Source organism: Azorhizobium caulinodans ORS 571, from assembly GCF_000010525.1.
Taxonomy (GTDB): Bacteria; Pseudomonadota; Alphaproteobacteria; order Rhizobiales; family Xanthobacteraceae; genus Azorhizobium; species Azorhizobium caulinodans.
The window spans coordinates 4,955,544-4,981,715 of sequence record NC_009937.1 but is presented as its reverse complement, the minus strand read 5'-3'; the positions used below and the strand labels follow the sequence as shown (position 1 = coordinate 4,981,715).

General features: G+C 68.1%; 26 protein-coding genes. 15 read left to right on the top strand and 11 right to left on the bottom strand.

Translation table 11 applies throughout. The features are described 5' to 3' along the window. Positions 1-131: 131 nt before the first annotated feature. On the top strand, positions 132-923 hold the full coding sequence (locus tag AZC_RS22485) for an aspartate dehydrogenase (RefSeq protein WP_012172908.1): 792 nt from the start codon (positions 132-134) through the stop codon (positions 921-923). Here AZC_RS22485 and AZC_RS22480 read toward each other — a convergent pair whose 3' ends face one another. From AZC_RS22480 to AZC_RS22470, 3 genes are read right to left on the bottom strand one after another with little or no spacing between them, the layout of a single operon-like run. Further along, positions 924-1,712, bottom strand: a complete 789-nt coding sequence (locus AZC_RS22480; RefSeq protein WP_012172907.1) for a heme ABC transporter ATP-binding protein — start codon at positions 1,710-1,712, stop codon at positions 924-926. Positions 1,713-1,716: 4 nt separating this feature from the next. Beyond that, entirely contained in the window at positions 1,717-2,808 is a 1,092-nt protein-coding gene (locus AZC_RS22475) for a FecCD family ABC transporter permease (protein WP_012172906.1), read from the bottom strand. Next, positions 2,805-3,755, bottom strand: a complete 951-nt coding sequence (locus tag AZC_RS22470) for a heme/hemin ABC transporter substrate-binding protein (RefSeq protein WP_043879760.1) — start codon at positions 3,753-3,755, stop codon at positions 2,805-2,807. The genes AZC_RS22475 and AZC_RS22470 overlap by 4 nt, the downstream gene beginning before the upstream one ends. A 530-nt stretch (positions 3,756-4,285) precedes the next feature. Here AZC_RS22470 and AZC_RS22465 point away from each other — a divergent pair. The 3 genes from AZC_RS22465 (at position 4,286) to AZC_RS22455 (ending at position 7,499) form a co-directional block, all read left to right on the top strand. Continuing rightward, positions 4,286-6,580 carry a TonB-dependent hemoglobin/transferrin/lactoferrin family receptor gene (locus AZC_RS22465; protein WP_012172904.1) on the top strand — a complete coding sequence of 765 codons (2,295 nt, stop codon included), beginning with the start codon at positions 4,286-4,288 and terminating at the stop codon, positions 6,578-6,580. Positions 6,581-6,745: 165 nt separating this feature from the next. After that, positions 6,746-7,075 (top strand): antibiotic biosynthesis monooxygenase family protein, encoded by a 330-nt coding sequence (locus tag AZC_RS22460; protein WP_012172903.1) that lies wholly within the window; start codon positions 6,746-6,748, stop codon positions 7,073-7,075. A 136-nt stretch (positions 7,076-7,211) separates the two neighbouring features. Continuing rightward, positions 7,212-7,499: a c-type cytochrome gene (locus AZC_RS22455; protein WP_158304153.1), complete on the top strand. Its 288-nt coding sequence runs from the start codon at positions 7,212-7,214 to the stop codon at positions 7,497-7,499. Between the two features lie 21 nt (positions 7,500-7,520). On the opposite strand, the gene AZC_RS22450 is transcribed toward AZC_RS22455, so the two are convergent. Both AZC_RS22450 and AZC_RS22445 read right to left on the bottom strand, forming a co-directional pair. Further along, positions 7,521-8,576, bottom strand: a complete 1,056-nt coding sequence (locus AZC_RS22450) for an asparaginase (protein ID WP_043879758.1) — start codon at positions 8,574-8,576, stop codon at positions 7,521-7,523. A 363-nt stretch (positions 8,577-8,939) separates the two neighbouring features. Beyond that, positions 8,940-9,725, bottom strand: coding sequence for an SDR family oxidoreductase (locus tag AZC_RS22445; protein WP_012172899.1), 786 nt, complete (start codon positions 9,723-9,725; stop codon positions 8,940-8,942). Between the two features lie 246 nt (positions 9,726-9,971). On the opposite strand from AZC_RS22445, the gene AZC_RS22440 reads away from it, so the two are divergent. Continuing rightward, entirely contained in the window at positions 9,972-10,997 is a 1,026-nt protein-coding gene (locus tag AZC_RS22440; RefSeq protein ID WP_043879757.1) for an aldo/keto reductase, read from the top strand. Positions 10,998-11,033: 36 nt separating this feature from the next. Here AZC_RS22440 and AZC_RS22435 read toward each other — a convergent pair whose 3' ends face one another. Both AZC_RS22435 and AZC_RS22430 read right to left on the bottom strand, forming a co-directional pair. Then, the gene (locus tag AZC_RS22435; protein WP_012172897.1) at positions 11,034-12,404 is read right to left on the bottom strand and encodes an amidohydrolase family protein; all 1,371 of its coding nucleotides are present in this window, start codon (positions 12,402-12,404) and stop codon (positions 11,034-11,036) included. Then, positions 12,401-13,165: a GntR family transcriptional regulator gene (locus AZC_RS22430; protein WP_338010016.1), complete on the bottom strand. Its 765-nt coding sequence runs from the start codon at positions 13,163-13,165 to the stop codon at positions 12,401-12,403. Before AZC_RS22430 ends, AZC_RS22435 begins: the two co-directional genes overlap by 4 nt. Before the next feature lie 169 nt (positions 13,166-13,334). On the opposite strand from AZC_RS22430, the gene AZC_RS22425 reads away from it, so the two are divergent. From AZC_RS22425 to AZC_RS22400, 6 genes are read left to right on the top strand one after another with little or no spacing between them, the layout of a single operon-like run. Then, positions 13,335-14,354, top strand: coding sequence for an ABC transporter substrate-binding protein (locus AZC_RS22425; RefSeq protein ID WP_012172895.1), 1,020 nt, complete (start codon positions 13,335-13,337; stop codon positions 14,352-14,354). A 17-nt stretch (positions 14,355-14,371) separates the two neighbouring features. Next, the gene (locus AZC_RS22420; RefSeq protein ID WP_012172894.1) at positions 14,372-15,184 is read left to right on the top strand and encodes an ABC transporter permease; all 813 of its coding nucleotides are present in this window, start codon (positions 14,372-14,374) and stop codon (positions 15,182-15,184) included. A gap of 4 nt (positions 15,185-15,188) precedes the next feature. Then, positions 15,189-15,956, top strand: a complete 768-nt coding sequence (locus AZC_RS22415; protein ID WP_012172893.1) for an ABC transporter ATP-binding protein — start codon at positions 15,189-15,191, stop codon at positions 15,954-15,956. 29 nt (positions 15,957-15,985) lie between these two features. Then, positions 15,986-16,711, top strand: a complete 726-nt coding sequence (locus AZC_RS22410; protein ID WP_012172892.1) for a maleate cis-trans isomerase family protein — start codon at positions 15,986-15,988, stop codon at positions 16,709-16,711. 6 nt (positions 16,712-16,717) lie between these two features. After that, positions 16,718-17,707: an NAD-dependent epimerase/dehydratase family protein gene (locus AZC_RS22405; RefSeq protein WP_012172891.1), complete on the top strand. Its 990-nt coding sequence runs from the start codon at positions 16,718-16,720 to the stop codon at positions 17,705-17,707. A gap of 13 nt (positions 17,708-17,720) precedes the next feature. After that, positions 17,721-18,509 carry an SDR family NAD(P)-dependent oxidoreductase gene (locus tag AZC_RS22400; RefSeq protein WP_012172890.1) on the top strand — a complete coding sequence of 263 codons (789 nt, stop codon included), beginning with the start codon at positions 17,721-17,723 and terminating at the stop codon, positions 18,507-18,509. Positions 18,510-18,526: 17 nt separating this feature from the next. Here the strand turns inward: AZC_RS22400 and AZC_RS25890 are convergent, their stop codons facing one another. Further along, complete coding sequence (locus AZC_RS25890; RefSeq protein ID WP_012172889.1) at positions 18,527-18,682, bottom strand: hypothetical protein; 156 nt, start codon at positions 18,680-18,682, stop codon at positions 18,527-18,529. Between the two features lie 128 nt (positions 18,683-18,810). Here AZC_RS25890 and AZC_RS22395 point away from each other — a divergent pair, with 128 nt between their 5' ends. Continuing rightward, positions 18,811-19,389, top strand: a complete 579-nt coding sequence (locus tag AZC_RS22395) for a nucleoside 2-deoxyribosyltransferase (RefSeq protein WP_012172888.1) — start codon at positions 18,811-18,813, stop codon at positions 19,387-19,389. 4 nt (positions 19,390-19,393) lie between these two features. Here the strand turns inward: AZC_RS22395 and AZC_RS22390 are convergent, their stop codons facing one another. After that, positions 19,394-19,789, bottom strand: coding sequence for a carboxymuconolactone decarboxylase family protein (locus AZC_RS22390; protein ID WP_043879756.1), 396 nt, complete (start codon positions 19,787-19,789; stop codon positions 19,394-19,396). 174 nt (positions 19,790-19,963) lie between these two features. Here AZC_RS22390 and AZC_RS22385 point away from each other — a divergent pair, with 174 nt between their 5' ends. Both AZC_RS22385 and AZC_RS22380 read left to right on the top strand, forming a co-directional pair. Continuing rightward, positions 19,964-22,414, top strand: a complete 2,451-nt coding sequence (locus tag AZC_RS22385) for an ATP-binding protein (protein ID WP_012172886.1) — start codon at positions 19,964-19,966, stop codon at positions 22,412-22,414. After that, positions 22,411-23,091, top strand: a complete 681-nt coding sequence (locus AZC_RS22380) for a response regulator transcription factor (protein ID WP_012172885.1) — start codon at positions 22,411-22,413, stop codon at positions 23,089-23,091. Before AZC_RS22385 ends, AZC_RS22380 begins: the two co-directional genes overlap by 4 nt. Positions 23,092-23,112: 21 nt before the next feature. Here the strand turns inward: AZC_RS22380 and AZC_RS22375 are convergent, their stop codons facing one another. Further along, complete coding sequence (locus AZC_RS22375) at positions 23,113-24,018, bottom strand: GNAT family N-acetyltransferase (RefSeq protein WP_043879755.1); 906 nt, start codon at positions 24,016-24,018, stop codon at positions 23,113-23,115. A gap of 655 nt (positions 24,019-24,673) precedes the next feature. Between AZC_RS22375 and AZC_RS22370 the strand changes: the two genes are divergently transcribed. Continuing rightward, positions 24,674-24,988 carry an NHLP leader peptide family natural product precursor gene (locus AZC_RS22370; protein WP_193760046.1) on the top strand — a complete coding sequence of 105 codons (315 nt, stop codon included), beginning with the start codon at positions 24,674-24,676 and terminating at the stop codon, positions 24,986-24,988. A 91-nt stretch (positions 24,989-25,079) separates the two neighbouring features. Here AZC_RS22370 and AZC_RS22365 read toward each other — a convergent pair whose 3' ends face one another. Further along, complete coding sequence (locus AZC_RS22365) at positions 25,080-26,078, bottom strand: hypothetical protein (protein WP_043879753.1); 999 nt, start codon at positions 26,076-26,078, stop codon at positions 25,080-25,082. Positions 26,079-26,172: the final 94 nt, after the last annotated feature.

Below are 26,172 nucleotides of genomic sequence, written 5' to 3'. Positions count from 1 at the left end.
AGCATTGCAAGCAAAGATTTAATGCATCCACGAATCGCAACTATGGTTTGCGCTGCACGTTTGGCAACCTGGGGTTTCTGCCTGCGATCTTGTCTGGGTGATATTGCGCCGGAGCGGCGGAGGCGTTGGGCATGAAGATCGGCATCGTGGGTCATGGCGCCATGGCGGGCGCGCTCCGCGGCGTGTTGGCGCAGGAAGGCGCGGCGCTTGGCGCGGTTCTGGTCCGGCCCGGCGGCGCAGAACGGGTACGGGCGGCTCTGCCGGCCGATGTTGCGGTGGCCGAGACCTTGGGCGATTTCCTCGCCAGCGGCGTGACCGTGGTGGCGGAATGCGCGGGGCATGGGGCGCTCCAGGCCCATGGGCCCGGCATCCTCGCTGCGGGTCGGGATCTCGTGGTCGCGGCCGTGGGCGCGCTGGCCGATCCGGAGCTGGAGACCCGCCTGCGCGCGGCCTCGGCTTGCGGCGGGCGGCTAGTGATTCCAGCGGGCGCCGTGGGCGGCCTCGATGCGCTGGCTGCTGCCCGGCGGGCCGGCCTTTCGTCGGTGCGCTATGTCTCGCGCAAGCCCCCGGCCGCGTGGCTCGGCACGCCCGCCGAGCGGGTGGCCGATCTGTCGGCACTCACCGCGGCCGCCGCGGTCTTCACCGGCACCGCACGGGAGGCGGCCCTCGCCTTCCCGCAGAATGCCAATGTGGTGGCGGCCATTGCGCTGGCGGGGCTCGGCTTTGACGAGACGCAGGTGACGCTCATGGCCGATCCGGCGGTGACGGGAAATCGCCACACGATCGAGGCGGAGGGCGCCTTCGGGCGCATGTCGGTGACGATGGAAGGCCGCCCGCTGCCGGACAATCCGAAGACGTCGATGCTGGCGCCCTACAGCCTTGCCCGTGCGGTTCTGAATCTGGACGCGCGGGTCGTCGTCTGATCAGGCGGCGGCGACGGTCTGCGGCAGCAGGAAGGGGCCGTCCGGCACCGCATTGACCCGTGCGGCCACGCCGAAGCTCGCGCCGATGATGGCGTCGGTCATGATTTCGGCCGGCGGCCCCTCGGCGACGATGGCGCCCTGCACCAGCACCACGAGCCGATCCGCCGCCATGGCCGCGAGATTGAGATCATGCAGGATGGCGAGGACCGCGCCACCCTGTTCCGCATGCCGGCGGGCGTGCCGCAGCACCAGCAGCTGATGGGCGAGATCGAGGCTCGCGGTGGGCTCGTCCAGCAGCAGATAGCCGGGCTGGTCGGGGGGCATCACCTCCAGCTGCGCGAGAGCACGCGCGAGTTGCACCCGCTGGCGCTCCCCGCCGGAGAGGCTGTCATAGGTGCGCGCCGCAAAGCCCGGCAGGTCCACCTGCTCCAGCACGCGCTCCACGCGCGCCCGCGCAGACGGCTGATCTCCGAGAAGGCCGATGGCCACCACTTCCTCGACGCGGAAGGGAAAGGCGACCTCGCTCGACTGGGGCAGCACGGCCCGTCGTCGGGCGAGGGCGGCAGGGCTGAGCGTGCGGATGTCGGCGCCGTCGAGTGTCACGCGCCCGGAACTGGGCTTCACCTCGCCGGCCAGCAGCTTGAGCAGGCTCGACTTGCCCGCGCCGTTTGGGCCGACGATGACGGTGACGGTGCCGGGCATGAGGCTGAGAGAGACGTCACGCACGAGGGCGCGCCCCTGACGGACAAGGCTGGCGGCTTCGGCCTGATACGCTTGGGTCGGATCCACGGCGTCACCCGATCATGCGGCGGCGCAGGAGCAGCCAGAGGAAGAAGGGCGCGCCGACCAGCGCCGTGACGACGCCCAGCGGCAGTTCGGCCGGGGCCACAGCGATGCGGGCGCAGATGTCGGCGGCGATGAGGACGGCGGCACCGAGCAAAGCGGACGCGGGCAGGAGCACGCGATGTCCCGGCCCCAGCCACATGCGCACGAGATGCGGCACCACGAGCCCGATGAAGCCGATGACGCCCGCCGCAGCGACGCAGGCGCCGACGCCCGCCGCGACCGCGATGATGGCGAGGCGCTTCAGCCGCTCCACCGGCACGCCCACATGAAAGGCTTCCGCCTCCCCGAGCGCCAGCGCGTCGAGCCCGCGCGCCAGGACGGGCGCGCATACCACCAGAAAACCGACGAAGGGCGCGACGAGGGCCACCTTCGGCCATGTGGCGCCGCCGAGGCTCCCGAGGGTCCAGAAGACGAATTCCCGCGACTGCTGCTCGCTCGAGATGAAGACCAGAAGGCCCGTCCCGGCGCTGGCCAACGCCCCGAGCGCGAGGCCCGAGAACAGCAATGTCGCCACCGACATGGCTCCCTCGCGCATGGACAGGCGGGCGATGAGGAGCGTGGTGATCAGACTGCCGGCAAAGGCGCAGAGCGGCAGGGCCAACGTCTGCGCCAGCGGTGGCAGAAGGGCCACGAGCGGGGCGCCGAGGACGAAGAAGGACACCGCCGCCAGCGCCGCGCCGGGGGCGACGCCCACGAGGCCGGGATCGGCCAGCGGATTGCGGAACACGCCCTGCATCACCGCCCCGGCCATGGCCGTGCCGGCCCCGGTGAGAAGGCCGAGGACGGCGCGGGGCAGGCGGATATCCAGCACGACGATGCGCTCGCGCATGGCGGCGCCCGCCTCGTCCGCAGGCGTGGAGAAGGCACCCGCGAGGATCTCCAGCACCCGGCCGGGGCTGATGCTCACGGCGCCGACCGCCAGAGCCGCGAGGAAGGCGAGGGCGGCAAGGAGCGCGCAGGCCACGAGGCCGGCGGGCGCCGCCGGCCGCAGCCGCCTCGGATGCGCGTGGGCGGTGGCCTTCAGCGCCGCGAGGCTCACGGGTTGGGCTCGCTGGACCAGGAATGGACCGGCAGCGGTGCGAGCTTGGCATTGGCGCGGGCGGCCAGCGCGAGGTCGAGCGCGGCTTCCGGCGTGCGCGGGCCGAAGCCGAGCAGATAGGAGCCCGGCAGGGTGATGAGCCGCTTGTGCTTCGCCGCCGGGGAATTCCGGAAGGCGGGAATGGCGAAGATCGTCTCCGGCGGCAGGGGCTGGCCGCCGCCGCTCATGACCACGATCACGTCCGGCTGGGCGGTGAGGAGGACTTCCTCGCTCGCCGGCTTGTACCCCTTCACGCCCGCCACCGCATTCTCGAGGCCGGCGAGATGGAACATGGCGTCCGCGCTGGTTCCGGCACCGCCCACGATGGGGGCGCCGCCTGCGGTGGAGAGCACGAAGACCGCGCGGGGGTGATGCTTCAGCGTGGCGATCTCATGGGCGAGCTGGCGAAAATCGGAGCGCACCGCATTGGCGAGCTCCTGCCCTTTCTCCGGAATGCCGACCGCATCGGCCACCATCTCGATCTTGCGCACGATCGCATCCGGCGAATGGCCATCGGGAATGAGTACCACGGGGACGGAGGAGTGGGACAGCACCTCTATGGCCTCGCGGGGGCCGGACCCTTCGCTGGCAATGATGACGCTCGGCGTCTTCGACAGGACGCCCTCGGGCGAAAGGGCGCGCATGTAGCCCACGTTGGGGAGCTTGCGCGCGGCCTCCGGATAGACGCTGGTCTGGTCCACTGCCACCACCCGCTCGCCGACGCCGAGGGCGAAGAGGATTTCGGTCACCGCGCTGCCGATGGAGACGATATGGGCGGTATCGCGCACCTCCACCCGGCGGCCACTGGCGTCGGTCACGTGATGGGCGGCGGCGGGCGTGACGGCGAGCAGAGCGCAGAGGGCACTCGCGGCGAGGGTGCCGGCGAGGGCGCGCGCATTCGCGGACATGCCGCACAGCAATGAGCTGAAATGAGAGTGCCGTTTCTGCATTTCGAATTCTTCCAACTTAACTGCGCCCGCCACGTTGCATACTGTTACGTTGGATCGATTATTTTGTCATCCGCTCTAGTTTAGAGGTAATCAACTTGACCCTCGGTCATGCGGGCGCTACCCAAAGCCTGTTCGTGGCCGTGGCATGGTCCGCGTCGGTCGGGGGGCGCGCTCCGCTTGCATGATTGCATGGCGGAAAAGTGCCGTTTCTCCCTTTCGTGTCAGAGCCTGGTGAAGCGGCCGGAAGGGTTCCATCCGGTCGGCCCGGGATCTGATGAGAATGTGATCGACATGGGCCTGCCGGGCGTTCGTTCACCGTATTCTCAAGGCGCGGGCTCAGGCCTGTGACCTGTCGGGCGCCGTCTCTAAGGGATCGGTGTTTGTTGCAAGTAATCAGAGAATCAGTTGCGTGCGGTCCGCGCGCGTCGGTCATGCCCGCCAAGCCCGGTTCCGGGTGGTAGCCAGCTCGACATTTCAGGAGATGGTGTATGGGTCGCCTGACAGCGCGCGCGTCTGCGCGTTCGGTTTCCGCCGTATCGCTCTGCCGGAAGGGATCGGGGCCGTTCCGCCGCGCCGCCGCGCGGGGGCTTTCCAGTGTCGCCGGCGCTGCGCTGGTCGCCGGAGGCCTCGCCTGGGCGGGACCCGCGGCGGCGCAGTCCGCCACCACGGCGCCGGCCGGATCGTCCTCCGCATCCTGGCCCGCCTCGTCCCAGCCGGCCATGACCACAGGGCCGGGCGGGGAGATCGCCCTTGATGCCATCACCGTGGTGGCCACTTACACGCCCATCTCCACCATCAACGCGCTGGCGGGTGTGAGCACGGTTCGGCTCGATCAGCTTCAGGAGTACCTGCCGGACCGCACGGCGGATGTCTTCTGGGGCATGCCGGGCGTGACCGCCATCCAGAACGGCAACAGCACCCAGACATCCGTGAACATCCGCGGCCTTCAGGATTTCGGCCGCGTGGCGGTGATCGTGGACGGCGCGCGGCAGAACTTCACCCAGCTCGGCCATGCCAATTCCGCCGGCTCCTTCTTCGTCGAGCCGGGGTTGTTGGCGGGCGTGGACGTGATCCGTGGTCCCGTGTCCAACATCTACGGTTCGGGCGCCATCGGCGGTGTCGTCACCATGCGCACCAAGGATGCCAACGACATCCTGAAGCCCGGCCAGACCTGGGGTGTGGAAGGCACCGGCGAAATGGGCTCCAACGGGCCCATGGGCTTCGGCTCGGCCTTCGGCGCGGCGCGCGTCGGTCCCAACATCGACCTGTTCTGGGGCGGCACCTATCGCGACCAGGGCAACTATTCCGACGGCAACGGCAATGAGGTGCCCGGCACCGCCAACACCACCTGGACCGGCATCGCCAAGGCCACCATCCGCCCGGCGGATTTCCACGAGATCAAGCTGTCGGCGCTGAATTACGACAGCTCCTACACCACCAGCTCGGCGAGCGTGATCACCACGCCCACCACCAGCCAGTACGGCACCGACATCACCAACCGGACGGTGAGCGCCAGCTACAATTACTCGAACCCGGACAACAACCTGTTCGACTGGCGCAGCACCGTTTACTGGAACCAGGTGCAGCAGGATCAGGTGAAGGTCGCCGGCACCAACAGCACGGTGACCGGAAACGTCGGCAATCCGCGCAGCTTCACCATCGATACGGTGGGCTTCGACGCCAACAACACCACGCGCTTCGCCCTCGGGCCGGTGCGCAATGCCGTTACGGTCGGCGGCGACTATTTCCATGACGACGTGAGCAACATTGACCGCTACGGTTTCGGCGACGGTTACAATCCCTCGGGCACGCGCGGCGTCGGTGGTGCCTTCGTGCAGTGGCAGGCGAACTATTCCACCTGGCTCGAGGCTATCGGGGCGGTGCGTTACGACAGCTACACGCTGAACGGCAACGGCGTCTCCAACAGCGGCGACCGCTTCTCGCCCAAGCTTACCATCGGCCTCACGCCGCTGCCCTGGTTCACCGTCTATGGCACGTACGCGGAGGGCTATCGCGCGCCCGCAGTGACCGAGACATTGGTGGCAGGTGCCCATCCCCCGGCCATGCCCATCGTCACCTGCCCGGATGGCAGCATCGGCACCTTCTGCTTCCTGCCCAATGCAAATCTCCAGCCGGAGGTGGGCAAGAACAAGGAAATCGGCGTCAACCTGAAGTTCGACGACCTGCTCACCAAGGGCGACAAGCTGCGCCTCAAGGCGGACGTCTATCGCAACGACGTGAGCGACTTCATCGAGCTCGTGCAGTTCGGCCGCACCCGCTTCGGCACCACGGCCTATGCGCAGTACCAGAACATCGCCTCCGCCCGCCTGCAGGGCTTCGAGCTGGAGAGCATGTATGACGCCCGCCTGTGGTTCGCGGGGATCTCGGCGACCGTGAGCGAGGGCAAGGACACGAGCGACAACCAGCCGCTCTCCAGCATCCAGCCGGACAATGTGGCGACCACCATCGGCCTGCGCTCGCCGGACCAGACGCTGAGCCTCTCGCTGCGCTGGCAGTGGGTGGCGGCGGTGACGGCGGCGGACCTGCCCACAAACTCGGTTTATGCGCCCACCTCCAGCTTCAATCTCGTGAACGTCTATCTCGGCTATCAGCCGAGTGAAAATGTGCGCATGTCGCTGAGCGCGGAGAACCTGCTGAACGAGCAGTACACGCAGTACCAGCAGTTCCTGCCGAGCGCCGGCCTCACCGTGCGCGGGGCGGTGACCATCCGTTTCGGCGGCGGCGAGGTGGCGTCCAGCAAGCCGGCGGCCCTCACCAAGTAGGCGCCGTTGAGCGCGCCTGTGCGTGGCGGGGCGGGCGCATCCGCCGCGCCTCCAGGGACGGGGCCGCTCCGACAGGACGCGGCTTCCGGTCTATGATGGGATCAGTTTATCGTTCGCGCCGTGACCGGGGCGGGCCAGGACTTTCGAGACGGGAAGGAGCATTCCATGTTCATCGCGATGAACCGCTTCAAGGTGAAGAACGGGTCCGAAGCCGAGTTCGAGCGCGTGTGGCGCGAGCGCGACAGCTATCTGCACACCGTGCCGGGCTTCGTCGCCTTCAACCTGCTGAAGGGGCCGCAGAAGGAGGACTACACCCTCTACGCCTCTCACACCCACTGGGCGAGCAAGGCGGATTTCGAGGGCTGGACCAAGTCCGAAGCCTTCCGCGCTGCGCACAAGGACGCCGGTACCAACAAGGTGAACTACATCGGCCCGCCGGAATTCGAGGGTTTCGAATCCGTGCTGTCGCTGGACACCACCACGAAGGCCGCCTGAGCCCCCCTTAAGGTAAAGCCCGGATTGCCGCCCGTCCGTCGCGGCCTTACCTCTTGGCTCCGGTGCCTTTGGCGCCGGAGCGGGGAGGGGTGCGATGGCAGGCGTTCGATACGGGATGGGGCGAGGCTTGCTGGCCATGGGCATGGCCGTCCTGATGGGCGGCTCGGCCAGAGCCCAGACGATCGGGCCGGATGAACTCAATGCCCTCGTGAGCCAGTGCGCGCCCTGTCACGGCGTTGATGGTCATGCCCGCGACGTGGAAGTGCCGCACCTCGCCGGCCAGCACGACCGCTACCTGTGGAACCAGCTCATTGCGTTCCGCAAAGGCACACGCCGCCATCAGGACATGCGCTTCATGAGCCGCGCGCTCACAGAGCCGGAAATCGAGGCGCTTGTCGTCTATTACTCCGGCCTGCCGCGATAGCGTCTGGCGCCTGACCGCACCTCAGCCAGGCAAAGCGTGGTTGCGGAAGACCGCTTGCAGCACAGTCACGTCCCGGTGCCCGTTCGCCAGCAGCAATTGCAGCAACACCCGCGCCTTGGCCGGCGCATGGTAGCCCGAGGCGACAAAGCCGAGGCGGTCGTCATCCACCTCGATGTTGCGCACCACCGGGCCGGAGGCGGTGCGGCTGGCGCGGACGATCGCGACCCCCGCCCGCGCGGCCGCCGCCAGCGCTTCCATCATCGCGGCCGGCGCATTCCCGTCGCCCACGCCCGCGAGAACAAGGCCTTGCGCCCCCGCCGCGACGGCGGCCTCCACGGGCCGTCCGTCCGCGCCCGCATAGGCATAGACGATCTCCACCCGGGGCAGGGCGCCCGAGGGCAAAGGCAGATGGAGCCGGCCTTCGGGGGGACGGAAGAAGGTCACGCTGTCGAAGATGGCCGCGCCCGCGGGGCCGGTGTTCAGCGAGCGGAAGGTCTCGACGGCGGTGGTGCTGGTCTTGGTGACATCGCGGGCGCCATGGATGGTGTCGTTCAGCACCACGAGCACACCGCGTCCCCGCGCCTGCGGGGAGAGCGCCACCTGAAGGGCGGCCTGAAGATTGCGCGGGCCCTCGCCGCCGATGGCGGTCGCCGGGCGCATGGCGCCGACCATCACCACCGGCTTTTCGCCCTGCGTGGCGAGGTCCAGCAGCAGCGCCGTCTCCTCCATGGTGTCGGTGCCATGGGTGATGACGATGCCGGCCACGTCCGCCTGCGCCTGAAGGGTGGTGATTCGGGCCACCAATGCCTGCCAGACCGCCGCGTTCATGTCCTGGCTGCCGATGGCCGCCACCTGCTCCGCCGCGATCCGCGCCTGCCGGTCCATGCCGGGGACGGCGGAGAGCAGCGTTTCCGCGGAGAGGGCGCCGGCATTGTAGCCGCCGTCCGAGCGGGGATCGGCGGCGCCCGCAATGGTGCCTCCCGTGGCCAGAACCGCAATGCACGGCAGGGAATCGGGGGAGGTTTTGGCGCTGTCGGTCATGGTCTCGATCTGGATGGCTGCGCACGCCCACCCCATGCGGGTGGTCCAGGGGCAAAGCAATCGGAAGTTCTGCGGGAAATCAATGACGGGCGCGTTCGCGCCATATATCCGTGAGAGTATGATGACCCAAGGGCGAGCGCTCGCAGCAGGGATTCGCCGGCTGCACGCCTTGCCCGAATGTCACGGCCCCGGTTGCAATCGGACGGGGCGAGAGGAGTGAAGGGGCGGCGAGATGTCGATGTTGAGGAAGGAGAGCGCGGCTGCGCTCCCCATGTGCATCGTGGTCGGGGTGATCTTCGGCGCGGTGTGTGCGCTGGGTCTCGTCTGGGTGCTTGCCGGCGTTCACTGAGGCGCCCCCGGCCCTAGCCGGGAACGCCCAGGGCGTCGGGTGACGCCGGATCAGACGTTGCGCAGCAGGCCGCCGTCCACGCGGATCTTGCTGCCCGTGACGTAGGCCGCGCGGGCCGAGCACAGGAAGGCGACCATGTCCGCGAATTCCTGCGGGTCGCCATAGCGGCCCACCGGGATCTGCGCCTTGGAGGCGGCTTCGATTTCCTCGCGGGTCTTGCCCTGCTTCGCGGCATTGGCCGTATCGAGCTGGCCGATGCGCTCGGTGAGGATGCGGCCGGGCATCACGATGTTCACCGTCACGCCATCCTTCGCCACTTCGCTCGCCAGCGTCTTCGACCATCCGAGCACCGCCGCGCGGATGCCGTTGGACAGGGCGAGGTTGGGGATCGGCTGCTCCACGCCCGAGGAGGCGATGGTGACGATGCGGCCCCAGCCCTTCTCGCGCATCTTCGGCAGCAGGCGGCCGGCGAAATGGAACAGGTTCGCGGCCATGGGCGCGAAATTGGCGATCCACTGGTCGCGGGTGATCTCGGCCGCGACGCCGGGGGGCGGGCCGCCGGTGTTGCCCACCAGAATATCCGTGCCGCCCTTGGCCAGCACGTGGTCGGCCAGCGCGTCGATGGAGGCGAGGTCGGCGCCGTCAAGGTGGATGGCTTCCACCCGTCCCTGAACGTCCGCCGGCAGGGCCGCGCGCCACTTTTCGATGTCCGCCACCGTGCGGGCGGCGGCGATCACATGCGCGCCTTCCAGCGCCAGCGTGCGCGCGCTCGCCGCGCCAAGGCCGCGGCTGGCGCCCATGACGACGGCGGTCTTGCCTGTGAGACCCAGATCCATGCTTTCGCTCTCCTGAGAACGTTGGGCGCGCCGGAAGTGCCGCCGGTCACGTGCGGTATGCCGCCGGTGCGCCAAGATGCCGGCCGGGATTTGCTCGCGTTTCTGCGGCGCTGGCAAGAGCGTTGACACAAAAGTGCACCGGATCGGCCAGCGAAGTCTCCCGATTGGCAGCCCGCCTTCCTATCTTCGCCCCGCTGAATGCCAAGCGAAGGCAGGCAAGCCCTGCAACCACGCAAGGACGATCCGATGAGCGCAATGCAGACGCCTTTTCCCACCCGACCCTTCGGCCGCACCGACATGGCCATCACCCGTGTCGGCTTCGGCGCCTGGGCCATTGGCGGGCCGGACTGGGCGGTGGGCTGGGGCGCGCAGGATGACAGCGCCTCCGTGGCCGCCATCCGCCATGCCGTCTCGCGCGGCATCAACTGGATCGACACCGCCGCCGTCTATGGCCTCGGCCATTCCGAGGAGGTGGTGGCCGCCGCGCTGAAGGACATTCCTCTGTCCGAGCGGCCCTATGTCTTCACCAAGGCCGGCCTCGTGTGGGACGAAGCGGACCGCACCGCGCTGCCCAAGCGCATCGGCAAGGCTGAGAGCATCAAGCGCGAGGTGGAAGCCTCCCTCAAGCGCCTTCAGGTGGAGCGCATCGACCTCTACCAGATGCACTGGCCGGCGCAGGACGGCTCTCCTATAGAGGAATACTGGCAGGCCTTCCTGGACCTCAAGCAGGAGGGCAAGGTGCGTGCGGTCGGCCTCTCCAACCATAGCGTGGAGCAACTGGAGCGCGCCGAGGCGCTTGGCCATGTGGATACGCTCCAGCCGCCCTTCTCGGCCATCCGGCGCGATGCGGGCGCGGCGGAGATCGCCTGGTGCCATGCCCATGGCACGGGTGTCATCGTTTATAGCCCCATGCAGTCCGGCCTGCTCACCGGCCGCTTCACGGCCGAGCGCGCGGCGCAACTGCCGGCGGACGACTGGCGCTCGCGCAATGCCGAGTATCAGGGCGAGAACCTGACCCGGAACCTCAAGCTCGCCGATGCGCTGAAGCCCATCGCCGCCCGCCACAACAGCTCGGTGGCCGCCGTGGCAGTGGCCTGGACGCTGGCATGGCCGGGCGTCACCGGTGCCATTGTGGGCGCCCGCTCGCCCGATCAGGTGGACGGCTGGCTCGATGCCGCGACGCTGGAACTGACGGCGGACGACCTCTCGGAAATCGCCAAGGCCATCGAGACTACCGGCGCTGGCACCGGCCCCATCCGCCTCGCGGCGTGAGGGCAGGCGCCCGCCCGTTGAATGGCGTGCGGGCGTTTATGCACTGACACGCGGCGTGCGGCCGGCGCGCTCCCACAGACCCCGCGCCACCTTCTGGGCGGCGGCGACCACCTCGTCGCCGTCGAACCGGGTGGGGCGGCCGCCTTCCAGCAGAACTGCGCCATCCACCACCACCGTGTCCACATTGCCGCCGGAGGCGCTGTGCACCACGAGCCCTGGCCCGTCGATGAGCGGGGAGAGGTTCGGCGCGCGGGTGTCCAGCAGCACCAGATCCGCCCGCGCCCCCACCTTCAGCACGCCGATCTCGCCTTCGAGCCCGAGCGCCGCCGCGCCATTGTGGGTGGCCCAGCGCAGCACATCGTGGGAGGAGACGGTGAAGCCCTCGCCGCGAATGCGGGTGGCGGCAATCGCCATGCGCATGGCCTCGAACATGTCGCCCGATTTGGTGTCGGTGCAGAGGCTGATGCGGGCTCCTGCGCGCTCCAGCGCCCGCATGCTGGCCACCGAGCCGTGGGCCGCATTGCCCACCGGTACATGGGCGACGACCGCGCCGCGTGACCCGAACAACGCCATGTCGCTCTCGGTCATATGGATGCAGTGGCCGGCGATGAGGCGGGGGCCGAGCAGGCCCACTTCGTCCATCAGTTCCACCGGCCGCTTGCCGTCGCGGGCCTGAACGATCTCCACCTCCATGGGGGACTGGTGGAGGTGGGTGTTGAGGATCATCTGCCCCACCTCGGCCACTTCCGCCACATGGCGCAGCAGGCCGGGCGAGCACGTATCCGGCGCATGCGGGCCAAGGATCGGCGTGATGAGCTCCGAGCGGCCGGACCAGACCGCAACGAAATCCATCGCCTCGCGCAAGGTGCGCTCGCCCTGGTCCCGATCCGCGCGCCATTCGCGGCGGGCGAGGGCGGACGTGTCCGCATCCATGATGCGGCCGCCGATGAAGCTGCGCAGGCCGATCTCGTGGGCGGCGGCGGCGAGCGCCATGGGATGGCGATAGAAGTCGACCACCGTCGTGGAGCCGAAGCGCAGCATCTCATAGGCGCCGAGACGGGCGAGGAGGAAGGCCTCCTCCTCGGACAGCATGTCGCCCTGCGGGATGCCGGGCGTATAGGCCGGGGCAAAGCCCACGTCCTCCACCATGCCGCGCACCACCATGAGGGGCGTGTGATTGTGGGTGTTCACCAGCCCCGGCATCAGCAGGTGATGGGGCGAGCCGACGGTCTGCCGGGGCGCGAACAGCCGGGCGGTCTCCGCCGCAGGCCCGATATGGGTGATGCGGTTGCCGGTGATCGCCAGCGCGACATCGGACAGCACCGTGCCCTCGGCATCGAGGACCAGCGCCGCGCGGGCGCGGACCAGCAGGTCGCAGGGCTCGGGGGCGGCGAGGGTGGCGGTCATGCGGCGGCCTTTGCGAGATTGGCGAGCACGGCGGTGCCCGTGCGGCGGGTATGGTCGGCAAGGGAGGCGGCGAAACCGTCCGCATTGCGGGCGCGCAGTAGGGCCATGAAGGCCTCATGCTCGGTCAGCGAGGCGTCCCAGCGCTCGTGGTCGTAATTGGCCTGCGCGCGGGCGCGATAGATCTTGGCGTTCATGGCGCTCCAGGTGCCGAGCAGAACGGGATTGGCCGCGAGGCGGGTGATCTCGGCGTGGATCTGCTGGTTCTGGCGGAAATAATCGGATCGCCGCTCGTCGCGATGGAAGGCGACAAGATCCGCATGCATCGCTTCCAGCCGGGCGATGTCCTCGTCCCGCGCGAGCGTGCAGGCGAGGCGGCCGGCCAGTTGCTCCAGCGCCTCCATGAGCTGGAACACGTGGGCGATCTCCTCTGCATCCACCGGCGTCACCACCGGCGTACGGTGCGGCCGCAGCTCGATCAGACCTTCGGTGGCGAGCACCTTGAAGGCTTCGCGCAAGGGCGTGCGGGAGACGCCGAAGGTCTCGCACAGCATGCGCTCGGGCAAGGGGCTGCCGGGGCGCAGTTCGCCATCCAGCACCATCTCCCGCAGGCGGGCCAGAAGCTGGCCGTGCAGCGAGGCGGTCTGGAGCGGCCGGCTGGCCTCCTGCGCCGAGAGCTTGAGCCGCATCGGCTTGAAGCGGACGCGCACCTTCGGCCGGGTTGGCCGGTCGCTATCCGCCTCGGCGCCCTGCCCATTTTGCAACTCTGGCGTTTTTTTAATCGACTTGCCCATAAATGCGGCTTTCAAACCGAAGCATTGCGTGAATATATCATTGAAAAAACGCACGAAAACAAAAATCGCATACCGAATTCAACTTTCTCAGGGGCCGTGCGGAGACCGCCGCCGGGCCGGTGAAATTCAGGGGATCTCCATGAAGCGTTTGCTCAGCCGCATCGCTGTCGCGCTCGCCGTGGTGGCGGGCGTTGCCTCCGTCGCGCAGACCGATGCCCGCGCGCAGTCCGAGCCCACCATCAAGCTCGGCTATGCCAAGTGCGCCCATTGCACCCCGCTGGTGCTGGTGCCGGACTATGCCAAGGGCGCCAAGGTGGAAGCCATCGGCTTCAACACCGGCAATGACGTGCTCACCGCGCTGCTCTCCAAGAGCATCGACGTCGCGCAGGTGACCTACCTCCATTACATCACCGCCCTCGACAAGGGCTTCGACGTGGTGGCCATCTCCGGACAGGTGGAAGGCGGCTCGCAGATCGTGGTGCAGAACGACCTGCCCCTGAAGGAGAATGACTGGGACGGCCTCAAGGCGCTGATCGCCAAGTACAAGGCCGAGGGCAAGCCCTTCCGCGTCGCCGCCTCCCGCGGCAATGCGCAGGACATCCACATGCGCGGCGCCTTCGCCAAGCATGGCATCGACGTCAACAAAGACGTGCAGTTCATCAATATCCCGAACCCGTCCGACCACATTCAGGCGCTGCGCCGGGGCGAGGTGGAGCTGATCTGCACCGTGGAGCCCTTCGCCACCCAGATCGTGCAGGCCAATGCGGCGAAGCTCTTCGCCTATCCCTATGATCAGGCGGCCGGCAACCTCACCAATCTGATGCTCACCCGTTCGGATGTGGTGGCCGCCAACCCCAAGGGGCTTGAGTCCACCGTCAAGGCCATCGTCGATATCGACAACAAGATCGCGCAGGACAAGCCGCTGTGGGTCGGCGTCATCACGAAGGTGACGGGCCTCGACAAGACGGTGGCGGAAGGTGCGATCAACAACCTGATGCCGGACTACAAGATGTACCGCAAGGAGGCGCTCGCCATCGCCACCATGATGCGCGACCTCAAGTACATCTCCAACGACGTCTCCGCGCAGGTGGAGAAGAACCTGAACTACCAGTTCCTTGAGGCGGCCACCGGCAAGCCCAAGACCGAACTCGGCTACTGACGGGCGGACGCACCACCATGGCCATGCTGCTGCGGAGCTGGAGGCCGGAACGCTTTGTCGTTCCGGTTCTCATCCTCGCCGGCTGGGAGATGTTCTCCCGCTCCGGCGCCCTGCCGCCGGCGCTCCTGCCGGCGCCCTCCGCCGTGGCATGGGCCTGGCTGGACTGGGTGTTCGACATTGACGGCAACACCCAGTCCTATGCCGGTCACTGGATCTTCGACGTGATGGCCAGCACCTGGCGCGTGGCGGCGGGCTTTGGCATCGCCACCGTCATGGCGGTGTTCCTCGGGGTGGCCATCGGCTGGTCGCGCTTCATCGAGGTGACCATCGAGCCGACCTTGCAGATGCTGCGGCCCATCCCGCCGGTGTCGTGGATCCCGCTCGCCATCATCTGGTTCGGAATCGCCGACAAGCCGGCCATCTTCCTGGTTTTCCTCGGTGCCTTCTTTCCCATCCTGCTCAACACCATTCATGGCGTGAAGACGGTGGACCGCAATCTCATCCGCGCCGGCGCCATGGTGGGCGGCGGCCAGCGGCAGCTGCTACGCTTCATCGTGCTGCCCGCCGCCATGCCCTCGATCTTCGCAGGGCTTCGCATCGGTATCGGCTCGGCCTGGATGCTGACGGTGACGGCGGAGATGGTGGCGGTGAAAAGCGGCGTCGGCTACGTGCTGTGGGACAGCTATTACTTCCTGCGCTACGACATCGTGCTCGCCGCCATGGCCTCCATCGGCCTGCTCGGCTACCTGAGCGATCTCCTCATCCGCCTCATCTCCGCCCGCGTGCTGCGCTGGCAGCAGGGCACGACCCTCAGCGGCTCGGAGGGCTGATCAGATGGCCACCATCGAGATTTCCGGCGTCTCCAAAATTTTCAAGGACGCCAAGCGCAAGACCGACGTCACCGCTCTGTCCAACGTGGACGTGACGGTGAAGCGCAACGAATTCCTGTGCCTGCTCGGCCCCTCGGGCTGCGGCAAGTCCACCTTGCTCAACATGATCGCTGGCTTCGACAAGCCTTCCACCGGCACGGTGAAGGTGGACGGGCAGGTGGTGGCGGCGCCGGGGGCGGACCGCGGCGTCGTCTTCCAGCAAGCCAATCTCATGCCCTGGCTGCCGGTATGGGAGAATGTCGCCTTCCACCTGAAGATGCGTGGCGCCCAGAAGGGCGAGCGGCGCGACAAGGCGCAGATCTATATCGACATGGTGGGGCTCAGGGGGTTCGAGAACCATTATCCCTCCGAGCTTTCCGGCGGCATGAACCAGCGCGTCGGCATCGCCCGTGCCCTGCTCATGAACCCCGGCGTCATCCTCATGGACGAGCCCTTCGGCGCGCTCGATGAGCAGACGCGCATGGACATGCAGAACGAGCTGGTGCGCATCTGGGAAGAGCACAAGGGCACCATCGTCTTCGTAACCCACGGCATCGACGAGGCGCTCACCCTTGGCACCCATGTGGCGGTCATGTCCGCCCGGCCCGGCCGCATCGCCGAGATGATCGAACTCGATTTGCCGCGCCCGCGCGACATCACCTCCCCGCGCTTCAATGACGTGAAGCGCCACATCCTCGACCTGCTGCGCCCCCACGGCGCGGCGCACGGCTGACCCTTTCTCTTCGAGACATCAGGCGCATCATGACGAAACGTGTTCTTCTGGGAATGCTCACCCCCTCGTCCAACACCGTGCTGGAGCCGGTGACGCAGGCGATGGTGGCGGGGCTGCCCGAGGTCTCCGCCCATTTCGGTCGCTTCAAGGTGACGGAAATCGCCCTGTCGGACACGGCGCTGAAGCAGTTCGACGATACGGAAATCCTGCGCGCCGCCGAGCTTCTGGCCCACGCCAAGGTCGATGTCATTTCCTGGAACGGCACCTCGTCCGGCTGGCTGGGCTTCGAGGCGGACGAGCGCCTGTGCGAGCGCATCACCGCCGCCACCGGCATTCCCGCCAACACCTCCATGCTTGCGCTGAATGAAATCCTCGCCGCCAAGGGGGCGAAGACGCTCGGCTATGTGACGCCCTATCTCGATGCGGTGCAGGAGAAGATCGTTGCCAACTACGCCGCCCTCGGCCATGCCTGCAAGGGCGACAGGCATCTGAATCTTCAGGACAATTTCTCCTTCTCCGAAGTCACTGCCGAGCAGCTCTCCGCCATGACCCGCGACGTGGCGGCTGAGAAGCCGGATGCCATCGCCGTCATCTGCACCAATCTGCGCGCCGCGCCGCTGGTGGAGAAGCTGGAGGCGGAAACCGGCATCCCGATCTACGACACCATCGCCACCTCGGTCTGGAAGAGCCTGAAGATGGCGGGCGTGGATACCCGGCGGGTCACCGGCTGGGGCTCGCTGTTCCGCGATCTCTGAGCGGCCATGACCGTTCTCGTCACCGGCGCCTCCGGCTTCATGGGTCTTGCGGTCAGCGAGACCCTGCTGGCCCGTGGCACGCATGTGGTGGGGCTGGACCTTGCTGCCCCGCCCGAAGCCGCCCGGCGCGCCTTCGCCAGGCTGCCGGGCCGGTTCGAGGCCTGCACGGCGGACATGCGCGATGCCGCCGCTATTCAGCGCGTCGTGGCGGAGAGCGGCGCGCGGCGCATCGTCCACCTCGCGGCTGTGACCGCGGATGCGGCCCGAGAACGGCGGGCGCCGGCTTCGGTGTTCGAGGTGAATGTCCTCGGCACGCTGAACCTGCTCGCTGCCGCGCAGGCGGTTGGCGTGGGGCGCATCGTGCATGTCAGCTCGGGCGCCACCTATGGCGCCAGCGGGCGGGCGCCGGAACCGCTACGCGAGGACGTGACGCCGCTGAAGCCGGAAGGGCTGTATGGCATCTCCAAGCAGGCGGCCGAGGCCGCCGCGCTGCGGCTGAAGGCCCTGCACGGGCTCGATCTTCTGGTGGGCCGCCTCGGCACCTGTTTCGGCCCGTGGGAATATGTGACGGGCGCGCGCGACACGCCGAGCGCGCCGCTTCAGGTGCTGCTCAAGGCTGCGCGTGGTGCGCCCGTCATCCTGCCCCGCCCGCATGTGCGGGACTTCCTCTATGCCCGCGACGGGGCGGCGGCCATCCTCGCCTTGCTCGACGCCGAACGGCCTTCCTTCGACATCTACAATCTCGCGGCGGGTTTCGTCTGGTCGCTGGAGGAGTGGTGTCGGGGGCTTTCCGCCCGCTGCCCCTCCTTGTCATGGCGTTTCGGCACGGTCGATGAAGAAGGCGCCATTGCCCTTTATGCGGACTACGACCGCGCGGTGATGGATGCGTCGCGGCTTGCCAGCGATCTCGGCTTCGCGCCCCGCTTCGGGCTGGCGGAGGCGCTCGCAGATTACGTGCCCTGGTTCGAGACCAATCCGGACCTCTTTTTCAACTGATCGGGATTTCAGCATGCTTCCACCCGACGCACGGCGCCTCACCGGGCGTGTGGCCATCGTCACCGGCGGCGCCTCGGGCATCGGCCGGGCCATTTCTCGCCTTTTCGCGGCGCATGGCGCCCGCGTCATCGTTGCGGACGTGACGCAGACGGTGATCGAAGGCGGCACGCCGACGGTGGAACTGATCGCCGCCGAGGGCGGGCAGGCGCTCTTTCAGAGGTGCGATGTCTCGGACGGAGCGCAGGTTGATGCGCTGGTGGCGCGCGCCGTCGCGGAATTCGGGGCGCTGGATGTCATGGTCAACAATGCCTGCATCCGGCATCCGCGGCCCCTGCTGGAGCTGGACGTGGCGGACTGGAAGCGGGTTCTGGATGTGAACCTAACGGGCGTCCTGCTGTGCTGTCAGGCGGCCGTGCGCCAGATGCTGATGCAGGCGCCGCGCGACGAGGTGCGCGGGCGCCTCATCAATCTCTCCTCCCAGCACGGCATGATCGCGGCGCCTGGCGATCTCGCCTACGGCACCACCAAGGCGGCCATTGATTACATGACGCGGCAGATCGCGGCGGACTATGCCAAAGAGGGCATCGTCTGCAATGCGGTGGCGCCGGGCAAGATCGTGACCGGGCAGGGCGGGCGGCTGCTGGACGAGGATGTGCTGGACCGCGCCCGCCGCCGCACGCCCTGGCCGCGCTTCGGCAGGCCCGAGGACGTGGCGCGCGCGGCGCTGTTTCTCGCCAGCGATGAGGCAAGCTTCATCACCGGCGAGACACTGATGGTGGATGGCGGCTGGATGGCCGCCTGAACCCTCAACCCGTCCGATCAGCGCGAAGGCGGGTCCACCTTCACGCCGTTCGGGCCCACCTGGATCTGGAGCGAGCGCTCCTTCTCTTCGTGCGCCTGATAGGCCTGATAGGCAAAGACGCCGCCGCCCACGACAAGGACGGCGATGATGGCGTAAAGCGCGTTGCGGCTCATGGGGTCAGCCCTCCGTTGGATTTCGGTGGGTCAACGCAAGCTCGGCATTATCGGTTCCATGGTCCCGTTCGCGCTTTCGCCGGCCGCAGTGAGCGTGGCATAAGCCTCCGGAAAGCCGGGAGAACGATGTGGCGCGGGTCTATCTTGCGGGGCCTGAGGTGTTCCGCCCCGATGCGGCGGCGGAAGGAGAACGGCTGCGCACGATCTGCGCCGGCCATGGGCTGTCCGCCATCTATCCGCTGGACGGGGGATCGGCAGAAGACCATGCGCTGGGCATTCGCGCCCGCTGCATTCTTGGTCTTCGGGCCGCCGATGCGGTGGTGGCGAACATCTCCCCGTTCCGGGGCGCGCATATGGACCCGGGCACGGCATGGGAGATCGGCTTTGCGCAGGCGCGCGGCCTGCCTGTCTTTCTGTGGTCGTGCGATCCCCGCCCCATGGCCGAACGCATCCCGGCCGCGGATGGAGACGGCACCCCGCGCGATGCGGACGGCCATCTCATCGAGGATTTCGGGCAGCCGGAGAATCTGATGATCGCGCCGCCGGGCACGCCGGTGCACGCTTCCCCGGAAGCTGCGATCGCAGCAGCGGCCCACCATATCGAACTGGCGGGCAAGCTGCGCATCGGGCTGCTGCCGAAGATTCTCATCGCCCTCGCCGCCGCCTGGGCGGCCGGAATGCTCGCCCAGCTCTTCTTCCGGCACTGACCTCTCAGGTCGCGGCGTCGATCTCGCGGAAGACCTCCTGCGCGAGGCGCGTGGTTTCCAGCGCCACCGGCACGCCGCAATAGACGCCGATCTGGAGGATAGTCTCCTGGATCTCCTCACGCGTCGCGCCATTGGTCAGCGCACCGCGCACGTGCAGCTTCAGTTCGTGGGAACGGTTGAGCGCGGAGAGCATGGCGATGTTCAGGAGGCTGCGGGTGCGCCGGTCGAGGCCCGGACGGCCCCAGATGTTCCCCCAGCAGTATTCCGTCACCATCTCCTGCACGGGCGTTGAGAAGGCGTCCGCATTGGCCAGCGCCCGCTCCACGTATTCGGCCCCGATCACCTCCTTGCGGATCTTCAGGCCCGTTTCATAGAGCGGGCGGGGCGTGTCATCGGCCATGGCAACCTCTGTCCTGTGTTCGCGGCGCGCGTGCCGCATCGGATGCCGCAGCAGAGCATCCGTTTCCATGCCATGCAAACGCTTTGCCGCCCATGATCGGGTGGATCGGAGAGGGCTGGTCAGCACCTTGGGCGCGGCGTATCAAGGCCGTGGAGCGAGGGGCAGGTTGAGGCGATGTCGCAACCCGAGGCAGCGGCAAGGAAGGTCCATCTGCTGGACCGCTGGACGGGCGAGTTCACCGAGCAGGGCCTGGAGGCGGCCTATGAGCAGGCGAGCCTCGGGGCAAGCCGGGCCACCGCCTTTGTCGCCATTTTCGGCACCACCCTCGCGAGCCTGTCGTTCCTGCCGCTCGACCTGCAACTCATCGGGCCGCCGGATCTCTATCTGTTCGTGGGCATCCGCTGCGTCATTCTGGTGCTCGGTGTCTGCGCCTTTCTGGTCGTGCGGCGCGAGGACACGCTGCGCGGCATCATCATCGCCACCTATGTCCAGCAGATCCTGTTCTATTTCCTCAACGGCATCATCTTCGACCACCCCGCCCTGACGCGGCACGGTGGCCTGCTGCTGCCGATCATGGCGCTGGCGCTGCCCATGCTGCTGCCGGGGCGGATCTGGCTCGCGGCGCTGGTCGGCGCCTACGGGCCGCTCATCAGCCTGCTGTTCTGGGGCGCCTTGAAGGTGCCGCCGGAGAGCCCCGCTGATCTCAGCGTCATCCTGCTGGTGGTGGGCGTCGCGCTCGGCGTGGGAATAGCGGCCCGCCGTCAGCTCAACGGCATGCGCCGCGCGCAATTCCTCCACATCGAGCGCGAGCGGCAGGTCAATGTCGAACTGCTTGAAGCCAAGGAAGCGGCGGAAGCCGGCGCCCGCGCGAAATCGCAGTTCCTCGCGGTGATGAGCCACGAGATCCGCACCCCCATGAACGGCATTCTGGGCATGGTGCGGCTCGTCCTCGACGGCCCGCTGGAGGCGGCCCAGCGTGAGCGCCTGCGCGTGGTGCTGCGCGCCGCAGAGGCCTTGCAGGTGACCCTCGACGACGTGCTCGACCTCTCCGAGCTTGAACAGGGTGCACGACTCGAACTGGCGCCGCTGGAGCTCTCGCGCGTGCTGCGGGATGCGGTGGACTTGATGCGGCCCCGTGCCGATGAGAAGGGGCTCGCCCTCGAGGTGGTGCTGGCGCCCGACGTGCCGCCTTGCGTGCATGGCGACGCCGCCCGGCTGCGGCAGATCCTGCTCAACCTGCTCGGCAATGCCATCAAGTTCACCGAGGTCGGCCACGTGCGGCTGACCGTCTCGCGCACGAGCCGGCCGGAGAGCGCCGGCCGCATGGGCCTGCGCTTCACGGTGGCGGATACCGGCATCGGCATTCATCCGCAGGAGCGGGCGGGCCTCTTCCACGAATTCGTGCAGGCCGATGCCAGCATCCGCAGGCGCTTTGGCGGCTCGGGCCTCGGGCTCGCCATCTGCAAGCGGCTGGTGGAAGCCATGGGCGGCGAAATCGAGGTGGAGAGCACGCCGGGCGTCGGCAGTTGCTTTACCTTCGAGGTGCCGATGGACGTCGCCTCGGCACCCGTGCCGGAAGAGCGCTTCGCCGTGGTCTCTCCTGCCGCGCGACCGCTGAAGGTGCTTCTGGTGGAAGACAATGAGGTGAACCGGCAGGTGGCGCTGGGGCTTCTGGAGCGGGCGGGACATGCCTGCACCGTTGCCGAGACGGGTCCGGAGGCCATCGGGCGGGTGGCGGCTGAGATATTCGACGTGGTCCTCATGGACATCCAGATGCCCGGCATGGACGGCCTCGAAGCCACGCGCCGCATCCGCGCCGCGGGTCAGAGCCTGCCGATCATCGCCCTGACCGCCAATGCCATGCCCGAGGATGTGGCCCGCTCTCTGGCGGCGGGCATGAACGGACATCTGGCGAAGCCCGTCCGGCCGGAGCAGTTGGAGGCTGCGCTTGCGCGCCTTGCGGGACGCCCCGCTGGTGCCGGGCTGGCCGAAGGCGCCGACGTGCTGCTGGTGTCCCGTTCGGGGACAAGCGCCCGCAGCCGGCTGGAGCGCCTCGGCTTGCGGGTTTTCCCCCTGCTCGACCTGGCCGCCGCCAGCACCATGCTGGCGCACCGGAGCTTCGCGCTGATGGTAGTGGCGGGCGACGTCGACCTTGCGATGGCGCGGGAACTGGCTCGCTCATCCGGCCCGCGCCTCGCCCTCTGGGTGGAGGGCGCGGACGGGCCGGCACCAGCTCCGGGCGAGATCCGGCTGGAGGCGGCGGCGCCGGATGCGGTTCTGGAGGCGGCGCTGTTTCAGCAGCCGGACCCGGCGAACCTTGCGCCTGTCGACTTCGCCAGCCTGTTCGATCCGGGCAAGCGCGAGATGCTGCGCGCATTGTTCGTGAAAGGGCTGTCTGATCAGCACGCGGCGCTCCGGCAGTGCACGGCTGGAGACGAGGCGCGCGCCATCGCCCACCGCATCAGCGGCAGCGCTGCCAATATGGGTGAGTTTGATCTTGCCGATCGCGCCCGCGCCGTGATGGTTGCAGACCCGGAGAGCTTCAAGCCGGCGATGGCCGAACTGCTGGCGGCGCTCGCGGCCCGGCTCGAGGCCGGGCAGGACACCATGGTGCGTACGCAATGAGTGCGACTGTTCTGATCGTCGAGGATGCGCCGGAGAGCTTGGAGATGATCTCCACCTTTCTGGAGGAGAACGGCATGCGGACGGTCCGCGCCGCCTCCGGAGCCGAACTCAAGGCGCGGCTTCAATCGGTGCAGCCGGACATCATCCTGCTCGACGTGAACCTGCCGGATGCGGACGGCATCGCATTGGCCCGGCAGCTTCGGCTTGGCGCCAGCTTCGGCCTGATCTTCGTGACCGCCCGCGATTCCGACGAGGACGTGTTGGCCGGCCTTGATGCCGGGGGCGATGACTATGTCACCAAGCCCATCAATCCCCGCACGCTGCTCGCCCGCATCCGCAGCGTGCTGCGGCGGGCGCGCGAGCCGGTCATCACCTTCGATGGCTGGATCCTCGACGTGGTGCGGCGCGAGCTGTTCCGGCCGACCGGTCAACTCGTGGAACTGACGGCGGGCGAGTTCAACATTCTCGTGGCGCTCGCCTCGCGCCCGCAGGAGCCGCTGTCGCGCGATTTCCTGCTGGACGTGATCTCCAACCGCGATCCGCGCGAGATCTCCTCCCACACGGTGGACAATCTCATCGCCCGCCTGCGCAAGAAGATGACCCATGAGGGCCTGCTGCCGCCCATCGCCACCGTGCGCGGCGTCGGCTATGCCCTGATGCCAACGCCACCCCGCTGAGGCGATAGGTCCGCCTGATCCTCAGAGCGCCTTGCGGCTGGTGATGAGATGGTCCGCCCACAAAGCGTGGGGCCGGAAGTGGCGGTCCAGCAGCCGGCAGACCTTCGCCCCGTCGTTGAGGGTGGGGTGCAGGACGACGGTGGCGCCCGGGCCCTGTGTCTCCTCCAGCGCAGCGAGCCAGGCATCCATGGCCAGAAGCATGTGCGAGGGGCCGGTCTCGCACCAGCCGATGGGCGCGAGCCACCGGCCAGAGGCCGTTTGATACTGCGCCATGAGCCACCCGCGGATCATGCCATGCCCATCCACCAGCAGTTGCGAGACGGCGGGCGTGCCGATGGGAAGCCAGGGCGCGGGATCGGCCCAGGCCGGGAGGCGGCCAGCCGCCTGCACGGCCTGCGCATGGGCGAGGAGGCGTGGGATCGCCTCTGCCCCCGCGGCCGCCAGGGTGAGGGACGACAGGCCGGCTTCGCGTGCGGCGGCAATCCGGCGTGCGGCCAGCTGCATGGCCTCTTCACGGTCGCCCACACGGAAGCTCATGCGCAGCCTCCATGGCGTCGGAGCCTCCCAGCCCTCGCGCATCAGCACGGCATGGAAGCTCTCCAACTGGGGCAGCCTGTCGGACCAGACGGCGCCGAGGGCTTCGCGACCGGCTTGCGCCATGTCCGCCGACAACTGCCGCAGCAATGCGCGTCCGATGCCACGCCGCCGGAAGAGGGGCGTCACCATGAGCGAGACGAGGTCCTGCACCTCGGGCTGCTGGACATTGGGCCGCGAGACGAGGAGGCCGGCGGCGATATTTCCAATGCGGGCGACCAGATGATGGTCCCCCGCCGCAGCCGGGCCCTCCGCCAGCCGCGCAAGGAGGTTCTGGGTCGCAAGGCCCGCCAGGGCTTCGACGTCCTCCGCTCCGGCACGGCGGATGGACATCTCAGGACCGGCGGATGCGGCATCCGGTGACAGCAGGATTGGACGCATCAGTGGACCTGTGACTTCGGCGGGTGGTCGGGTTGATCCGGCGTCCGGGCGCGCCTGATTGGTACGGACGAACGCGACGACGTCAATGGGCGCCATCTGCCGCCGACGGGTTTACGCACGCCGGAAGCTGCCCCGCCACCGCATTCGGCAGGTCCGGGCTCGTCCACAGGGAGGCTGCGGCCAAATGGGCGGGCCCATCGGCGTTCCCAATCGTTGCCGCCTCAAGGATAGGTGGCATGTGGAAGGCGTCCGAATGCATGTTCATCGCGGCATCTCGACAATCCGCCAGACGACTCCACTGGTGTCGACCTGTCTTTCCGTCATGTGTACTGGCAAACGGGTGGCAGGGCTTGGCAATTTTCAGGTCCATCCGGCGGCTTGGCTCGGTGCCAAATATAGTTGGGTACAGGGGGCGGTGCGGAAGGCTCGTGTGGTGCGCGGTTGTTGTCCATGTGCTGCAATGGCCTTCCGGGGTGGCGCGGCCGTTTGAACGGGTGCATTCTGCCACCCGATGGCAAGCGGAGTGAGATGCCGCGTCTTGAAGGATGTGATGATGCCCAGCGCCCTTGATCCGATGACCTTGGCGAACCGGGCTATTGAGCGATCATTGATTTCGGCGGCTCGGCAGGATGCCGACTTCCGGGCCCTGCTCCTGCGCGATCCCCGTGCGGCGCTGGTGGCATTGCTGGGCGTGGATCCCATTCCCTCCTACACGATCCGAGTGGTGGAGGAGCAGCCCGGCGAGGTGGTGCTGGTGCTGCCGCGCGACGTCAGCCTCGACGAACTCCCGGATGATCTTCTGGACGGCGTTGTCGGCGGGACGAGCCCGCTCGGGGACGGGCGTTGGGGCCAGATCGATGCCCAGATCGACGAGATGGTCCGGAACCAGCTTTCCGAGTTCAGGCGTCGGTCCGGCCTCTAGCCGCTCACGCCGCGCCTTCCGCGTGCGGGTGCGCTGCGCGCAGGACTCGTGCTGCTTGAGTCCGTGATGGTGCGGCAGGCGGCGGGCGTCGTCAGTCGAGGCTGAGATGGAAGGCCGCGAGGCTCGCGAACCACGCGTCGGCCGCGTCCCGGAACTGCTCCGTCACCTCCACCTCGCGCCCGCCCTTGGCGTGGAGCCGCAGGAAGCCGCACGCTTCGGCCTGCTCCGTGAGCAGCCGCGCATGGGTGCGCGAGATGCCGGTGTGGTTCGACAGGGTCTCATAGGGCAGGCTGATGCGGGCAGAGCCGCGCGCTCGGGCTTCATCGAGCAGCAGAAGCAGCGCCATATAGCCGCCGTCGCGTGTCGCTAACTGCTGGATGGACGCATGCGTCCCGCGGAGCGCCAGATAATCGGTGAGCCGAGGTGCGAACAGGCGGTGCCAGTTGCGATGCCCGGCGCCGGCGGCAGCCACATCGCGGGTGGACCAGGCCGGCGCCTGCGGATCGCAGGTGGGCGCGCCACTCGTCTGGGTTGCGGAATTGAGGCTGAGGCGGGAGAGCAGCTCGCGGGCGGCTGCGCCGGTGGGGGGCGTGTCGGCGAGACGGGCGAGCGGCTGCACCATCGCTTCCACGAACAGTGCGTCCGACCCCCAGAGGCGGGCGGTGGGCAGCAGCAGGGTGAGGCGGAGATCTTCCTCGGCCTTGCGCCGCTCAACGAAACCGTAACGCTCCAGCACGGCCACCAGCGCCTCGATGCGGTTGCGGCTGGCCAGTTCCGAACCGGCGAGGCTCTGCTGCAGGCGTCCGAGCGTCAGCCAGGTGCTGCGTTCTTCGGCCTGTTGCGTGGCGGCCAGCGTCAGGAGCATCTGGATGGTGACGTAGCGGCCTTCCTCCAGCATGAGGCGGCTCAGCAGATAGTCCCCGCGGAATAACTGGACGATGTTCTGGATGACGGCGTCCCGCATGACCGGGAAGCCGGGGTCGCCTCGCACATGGGCGGCGAACGCGGCGAGGTCGACTGGCGCAGCCCGGAGCTGAATGCGCCCGGCGTCAAGGCCGGCAGCCGGCAGTCGCTGGGCGAGAGCGTTCATCCATGATCCCCGATCAGCAGGCGCGACGCACCAGCTACCCCGACGCAAGGGCCATGCCCTAGCCGGTGCATCGACGATCTCATCTTATCATGGT